At 45.5% G+C, this 2,499-nt stretch carries 2 protein-coding genes and 1 pseudogene; all 3 read right to left on the minus strand.

What is annotated here, in order from left to right; all coding sequences use genetic code 11:
• Positions 1–204: pseudogene (locus METMK1DRAFT_RS00550) on the minus strand (hypothetical protein); the annotation flags it as partial.
• 153 nt (positions 205–357) lie between these two features.
• A complete protein-coding gene (locus METMK1DRAFT_RS00555) occupies positions 358–1,578 on the minus strand; it encodes an RNA-guided endonuclease InsQ/TnpB family protein (protein ID WP_048087272.1) in 1,221 nt (406 codons plus the stop codon).
• Positions 1,562–2,200 carry an IS607 family transposase gene (locus METMK1DRAFT_RS00560; protein ID WP_048087270.1) on the minus strand — a complete coding sequence of 213 codons (639 nt, stop codon included), beginning with the start codon at positions 2,198–2,200 and terminating at the stop codon, positions 1,562–1,564. Before METMK1DRAFT_RS00560 ends, METMK1DRAFT_RS00555 begins: the two co-directional genes overlap by 17 nt.
• Positions 2,201–2,499 lie beyond the last annotated feature (299 nt).

Raw genomic sequence — 2,499 nt, forward strand, 5'->3', positions numbered from 1 at the left:
CTTCTTTAATGTCTTAATTGCGTCTTCTGGATCTCTTTGCAAGGCGTAATAAGCTCTCTTAATGGACTTGCTTATTTCTTTGAATTTGTTTAGATCATCTTGAGTAAATATACCTTCCTTGAGCAAGTAAGTCTCCATATCCGTAGCAACTAAGGGAATTTGAAGGTCGATTAGGGTCCACAGCTTACTGACAATGTCCGCCATAAGGTAACATCACAGATCGGGCTTTAAAGTGCTTTTATGGACCAAAAACCCTCACACAGTAGCCTTTTTGATGAGATGTGAAACACTTGATGCATCTTTCAACCTCCACGGTCTTATAATACGTGTCTCCTGGTTCGTCAATACCGTTTATCCCTACACTTTCATTTCACTCATTTTATCTTCATTCATGATCGAGTGTAGGGACTTAGCCCTCAACCACCTACCCGACCTCAAGGTAGGTGGGTCATGGGACTCCTTCGAGCCCAACGGCACGGGGCTCACATCTCCAGCCCTTTTCCTCAAGTTATAGAGGGCAACTACGTCCCTATGCCACCTCTCTTTCCCACCCTCACAAACACCAACCCTTGGGGCATCGCCCCCATCGGGTCGGTAAATGATCTTCGTCCCGTGGACTGGACAAGTTGAAGAAGTGTGAGACGGGTTAACCAAGATCACGGGGACACCGAACTCCCCAGCCTTCTCAACAATAGCGTTCTTCATCGAGGAAAACGCTGAACGGTAAATCCTCAACCTAAGCTGTTTATCCCTCACATCCTTAACCATGTGTTCCGGAGTATTTCTGGGTAAATCCTCCAGGACAACGGCACTCCTACTCTTAAAAGCTTCAACAACAACGAGCTTAGCTAACTTCCTCCTGACATCAGCCTTCTTGTCTTTTTCCCTCAACCTCTTTAACTTCCTCTTAACTTCTCTGTCCTTAGTTAACCTACCAGTAGTTATTGACTTCCTTTTATACTCATAGCCCAGAGTAATCCTCTTGGTGTTAGTCTCTAAAAGTATCGGTTTTCCATCAACCAATACAGAGACCGAGTTCTCGTTGAGATCAACTGGGATGAAACCTTTAGGTTCGTAAGGTTTAACGTCCTTCTTAAAAATGACGTAGAGCTCTACCACGTTCCCCTTCAACAACTTAAACCTAGCCCCACTGGCAATAGACCAACCCTTGTTATAATACCTCCAGAAGATCTTAGGGAAGGTTGGGGAAATGAGAACCCTCCCCCTCTTCGTGGAAATTGAGATTTTATCAAGGTTGAACCTCCACAAGTGATCGTCTAAGTGAACAGTAACTCTCCTCACTGACGGTTTGTCGGTGTAAGCCCTACCTCTCTTCTTCAACTTTTGAAAGCTGTCCAACCTCTCGCTAGCGTCCTCACAAGCAGTGTAAATGTAATGGGAGGGTAACTTGTGCTTCTCCCTCTCAGCCTTGTAAATTCCCGCCTTAATCCTGGTGAAGGAGGTGGTCTTATTTACGAGTCCATAATTTATTGCCTCCTCCAGGACCTCTCTGTACTCCTCCTCGACCTCCTTGAGCGCTGAATACGTGTTGTGATCAACCTCAACCCTTAACTTCACTGTCCTCTCCACTCAACTCACCTATGAGCTCTTTTACACCCTGAACTAGGACTGTCTTCTTGTGACTCCTCATTCCGTAAATTTTCCCAGCGAATGACGTAATGATGGAAATCAGATCTTCAACTAGTTCTTTCGTATCCTCAGGTTCTTCTCCCAAAACCACATCAATCCTAACTCCCGTTGTCGAGAAGAACTCCTCAAGGTATTCAAACCCGAATCGTGTAAGTCTGTCCTTGTAGGTTATTAATACTATATCAACACTCCTTCCCTCAACCAGTTTGAATAGCCTTAACAGCCCTTTCCTTTGCGTGTTCAACCCGCTTGCAACGTCTTTTATCACTTCTACCACTTTGTAACCCTTTGCCGTTGCGTAGTTCGTTAGGTAGTTCACTTGCCTCTCCAAATCTTCTCTCTGATCAGCCGAGGATACCCTAGCGTAAATTACTGCTCTTATTTCCTCCCTCCTCTCTAAGTACTTCTTAATCTCGCTGTAAGGTATCCTATACTTCCCACCCTCAGTTCTCACCACCCTTATCTTCCCCTCCCTGATCCACCTTAACAAGGTTGAGTATGAAATGCTGAGCAGTTGGCAAGCCTCCTTAGGTCTCAGTAGTCTCTCCACAAAATCAGTTGACAATAAATGAATATAAAAAGATTTCTATTAACACGAAAAAGGATTCAGCCCTTTATATAACGGGGGGTTCAAAGGGGGCGGAGGATCCTCACCGTGAGGATGGATAACCCCCTTCGTAGTTAACACTTGTATACTTCTTTTTCAAACATTCTATCAATGACACTCACTGAGGGGGTAAGCGTCACCGAGACGCCTTGGTCAAAGCGAGGGTCGGTGAGGTACGCCTCTGCCCCAATCAACAGTCCCATATGGGGACACCGCAGGTTCACTCAATGCTCGGGGCTGGT

This window comes from Metallosphaera yellowstonensis MK1, assembly GCF_000243315.1.
GTDB classification, from domain to species: Archaea; Thermoproteota; Thermoprotei_A; order Sulfolobales; family Sulfolobaceae; genus Metallosphaera; species Metallosphaera yellowstonensis.